Genomic DNA, 4,199 nt, shown 5'->3' on the forward strand with positions numbered 1-4,199 from the left:
AAGAAATCTTTAATTTCTTTTGCTCTCCGCTTCCTAGCTTAAGATTCCATAAAACTTCACCTGTTTTAGGGGTATGTAGCCCTTTTGATATCTCTAACGCAATTACAGATATTTCTCCGCTTGTAGAAAGAGGTATCTGATCATACAACTCAAGGTTGAGCTTTCCTGACTTGTTATTCTTAACAAGAATCTCATATGTATTAGTGAGTTCCTTGTTAGGCCCAACTACTTTGTTCTTTGAGAACTCGGTAAGTTTCTTTCTTCTTACAACAACTTGCTTGTCCCTTCCTAAAGAGATATCCAAAGTGTCGTTAGTTGCGGTTGTATTGATGAAAGTTTTTCCTACGTAGGTTCCGTCAAGAAATATGTTGGCGTCGCCAGACAATAAATTATACTGTTCCCATCTTGTTATTTGAGCCATCAAATAAACATCTTCGTTGATTTTAGGTACACAATAGTTTTTGTAAGATGATCGTACGTTATTACTTTGTATATCAATAGAGTGCCTTGTGTTATTTGAAGCTATGCTATATGGTAGGTGGATTCGGTAAGTAACGTTCGTAAGTTCAATGCTTTTTGATGTATGGTTGGCTGATGTACTTACGTCCCTTTTCAATTTAGTTGATGAAGAGGATATCGCACTTCCAGCTTTTGCCATTGCTTGCATTCTAGGCTTAGTGAACTTCAATCTCCAAGGATATAGTTCTGGCTTATCTCCATTAAGGCTGGGGTTGGCTGTCGATAGAACGATTTTAACATCTTTCCAGTTAACGCCAGTATTCTGAGTCACGTTTCCTTTAAAATCAAGAATAACTGTTTCGTTAGTTTTAGCTCTTATGTCGTACGTAGGAACCCAATAAGCATCCGTTGTATAATAAGAGAATGTGATCTTCATGCCGGCTTGAACGGTTTTAGATCGAATATTCAGAAATATTTCGCCAGAACCTCGTAGATCTTCTTTTTGTGCATTCTCAAGCGTAAGTTCTATTCTTTTTACTTGCTCACTTAACACTTCAATTTTATTATTGGCTAATAGTTCTTCTCTTTTAATGTTGAGTAATCTATCTCTAAAGAAATCAGATGCATCTTCTAATGCTTCAATATCAACGCCTAGTTGTTCGCTTCCAATAGATTTGTTTGTGAGTATCATGTCTTTCTCATCTTCCAATACATCTTTCAATCCGATATTTATACCAAGTTGTAATTTTAATGATCTCAGTGAATCTTTTATGTCTTTAACTCTATTAGACTCCCAAGTCTGGTTCATGTAGTTGTTTGTAAGGCCAACAGAAAGGATTGTGAAGTCACCCACACCTCCAACTTGAATAGTACTGGGATCTATATTAGAGGCTAACCCAGGAAGGAGTAATCGATTGTCACCAGCGTGTAAAGTGAGTTTTGCTGTTCTTGTAATACTAACACCCTCAAGAAACACTTTGGCTTCTTCTATAGAGGAGATAACCTTTACACGTTCACTCGGAACCTGCGCATAAATAGAAGCTGAAATACTAAAGCTAATTAGTAAGCAATAAATACTTTTTGGCACAGTTATTAGTCTCATGTTCTTGATGCTAAGTTTGAGCAGTAAATTTATAACATAAATCCCTTCTAGATGCGGTTAATTCTGATAAAAAGCCAGTTCTGTTTGAGAGAAAATTAGTATCATTGCCGCACCAAACAAGAATGTTCTAAACGCCTGAATAAAATTATGCTTAGAAATAAAATATTTAAATTCTGTTTTTTCTCATTTGCGATTCTAACGAGCTCATCGTTGCTTGCGCAAGAGGATATGGATTATGCGGAAAGATTATTCGATGATGCAACGGATAAGCTTAATGCAATAGAAATTGGTCAAGAAGCGAATTACCAAGCCCACTTTAATAAAATAAAGCACTCTGCAGATATGGGCTATGTTGAAGCAATCGCATATTTTGGTTGTGAGCTTACGAAAACAGGTTTTTCCATGCTTAATAGGGATGCTGTTAAAGGTGAACGATACTTAAATAAGGCTATCGAGAAAAACTCTTCACATGCTATGGTTTGCATGGCTTATCATCTATACGAAATAGGTAATATTTTTGAAACAATCGAGTATTTAGAAAGGGCGTATTTGTTAGGGGACTATGGTGCTGCAACAGAATTAGGATATTTATTTAAAACAGGTAAGCTAACCAACCATACAAATGGAACAGCTAGATATTCTAAATATGGACGGGATAATGATGTTAAATCGGCTGTTCATTATATGAAGAAAGCTGCGTTTAACGGTCAGTCTACAGCAGAAATACTTTTAAGTCACTGGTATTATGTAGGCGTTCCAGGATATATTAGTGTAGATAAAAGTAAGGCCCGAATGCTAGTTAAATCTGCGATGCACGAAGATGACCTTGTAGGGAATCCATCTGCAACTCGTAGAGCTTCATTTTTAGTAGAGGATATCTACGGCACTAATTGGAAGCAAAAATTAGGCATGTAGTTGGGAGATAAAAACTCCTTAATTTTATGCTTATTTTCTCACCCAAAATAAGTACCTATTGAAACCACTTATTCTTATTACGAACGATGACGGGTATGATTCACCTGGAATTCGTACATTGATTGATTTGCTAAAGAAAAAAGGGGATGTAATTGTCGTAGCTCCTTTAACGCATCAATCTGCCATGTCGCATGCAATTACAACGCTAATACCAATTACGTATCAAGAAATTGAAAAAACGGAGAGTTATAAGGAATATAGTTGTAAAGGAACACCAGTAGATTGTGTGAAACTTGCTTTGTCCGAGTTGGTCGAAAGAAAGCCAGATCTAGTTGTAAGTGGAATTAATCATGGTTCAAATTCTTCCACGAATGTTATTTATTCTGGTACAATGGCCGCAGCAATAGAAGGTTCTGTTTCTGGGATTCCTTCTTTGGGTATATCTCTCCAAGATAATTCTTTGGATGCCGACTTTACGGCATGTGTTCATTATACCGAATTACTTGTAGATAAGGTGTTAAATGGTAGTTGGGATAAAACAATCTGTCTAAATGTTAATGTTCCAAAGGCTGCTTTGAATGAGATTAAAGGGGTTAAAATATGTAGGCAATCTTGCGGGGTATGGCATGAAGAATTCGATAAGAAAGAAAACAAAGAAGGAAATACCGATTTTATGCTCGGTGGATGGTTTGAACCAGACATCTCTGATGATAAAGGAGACGACTATGCATTATCTCAAAATTATGTATCGGTAGTACCTGTACAATATGATTTTACGGATCACAATATGGTAACCCAATTATCTAAATGGAATGATTAAGAACTACGATAAATTCTGGATCGGTCTTTTAAGTGGAATGGTTACACCGCTAATTATAATTCTAATCTATTATAAAGTGTCGTATGGCGGGGTATCGTTCAGTTATTTTTGGGATAGAATGTCTGCAAGTAGCTTAGAATCAAAATTGATTAGTGTTGCAACTGTGGGTAATCTAGGAGTATTCTTCTTGTATTTTTGGTTAGAAGCAGATAGAGCCAGTAAAGGAGTAGTTAGTTCCATGTTCGTTTTTGGAACAATAATAATGTACTTCAAGTATTTATGAAGTATTACATCATAGCAGGAGAAGCGTCTGGAGATCTTCATGCATCAAATATGATGAGGGAGATAAAGCGTAAAGACTCTAATGCTGAGTTCCGATTTTGGGGTGGCGATTTAATGCAAGAGCAGGGAGGCCTTTTGGTAAAGCATTATAGAGAGCTTGCATTCATGGGCTTTCTTGTGGTATTAGCCAATCTAAGAACCATTCTTAAAAACATTTCACTCTGTAAAAAGGATATAACTCAATTTAATCCAGATGTTCTAATTCTTGTTGATTACCCCGGATTTAATCTACGAATTGCTCGTTTTGCTAAAACCTCAGGGTTCAAAGTATGTTATTATATAAGTCCACAAGTGTGGGCTTGGAAGGAGTCTAGAGTAGAGCAAATAAAGAAATTTGTAGACAAGATGTATGTTATTTTACCTTTTGAAGAAGCTTTCTTTCAAAAGTTAAATTATAACGTTGAATATGTAGGACACCCATTATTGGATGTAATAGAGCAAAGAAAAAGAAGTGACTTTAGGTCAAAGCATGGTATCAGCATTGATGAAAAAGTTATAGCACTAATTCCTGGGAGCAGAAAGCATGAGATAGAAGCGATGTTGCCGGTGATGATGAAAATG

General features: G+C 36.2%; 5 protein-coding genes. 4 read left to right on the top strand and 1 reads right to left on the bottom strand.

What is annotated here, in order from left to right; translation table 11 throughout:
• On the bottom strand, window positions 1-1,561 hold a 1,561-nt coding region (locus tag HRT72_07520; GenBank protein NQY67555.1), incomplete at its 3' end, for a DUF4139 domain-containing protein.
• A gap of 147 nt (window positions 1,562-1,708) precedes the next feature.
• Here HRT72_07520 and HRT72_07525 point away from each other — a divergent pair.
• The 4 genes from HRT72_07525 to HRT72_07540 form a co-directional block, all read left to right on the top strand.
• Window positions 1,709-2,476 (top strand): sel1 repeat family protein, encoded by a 768-nt coding sequence (locus tag HRT72_07525; protein ID NQY67556.1) that lies wholly within the window; start codon window positions 1,709-1,711, stop codon window positions 2,474-2,476.
• 58 nt (window positions 2,477-2,534) lie between these two features.
• Window positions 2,535-3,296, top strand: a complete 762-nt coding sequence (gene surE / locus HRT72_07530) for a 5'/3'-nucleotidase SurE (GenBank protein NQY67557.1) — start codon at window positions 2,535-2,537, stop codon at window positions 3,294-3,296.
• Window positions 3,289-3,579, top strand: coding sequence for a hypothetical protein (locus HRT72_07535; protein NQY67558.1), 291 nt, complete (start codon window positions 3,289-3,291; stop codon window positions 3,577-3,579). Before surE ends, HRT72_07535 begins: the two co-directional genes overlap by 8 nt.
• Window positions 3,576-4,199, top strand: a 624-nt coding sequence (locus HRT72_07540; protein ID NQY67559.1) for a lipid-A-disaccharide synthase, incomplete at its 3' end; no start/stop codon positions are given. The genes HRT72_07535 and HRT72_07540, both read left to right, overlap by 4 nt.

This window comes from Flavobacteriales bacterium, assembly GCA_013214975.1.
Taxonomy (GTDB): Bacteria; Bacteroidota; Bacteroidia; order DT-38; family DT-38; genus DT-38.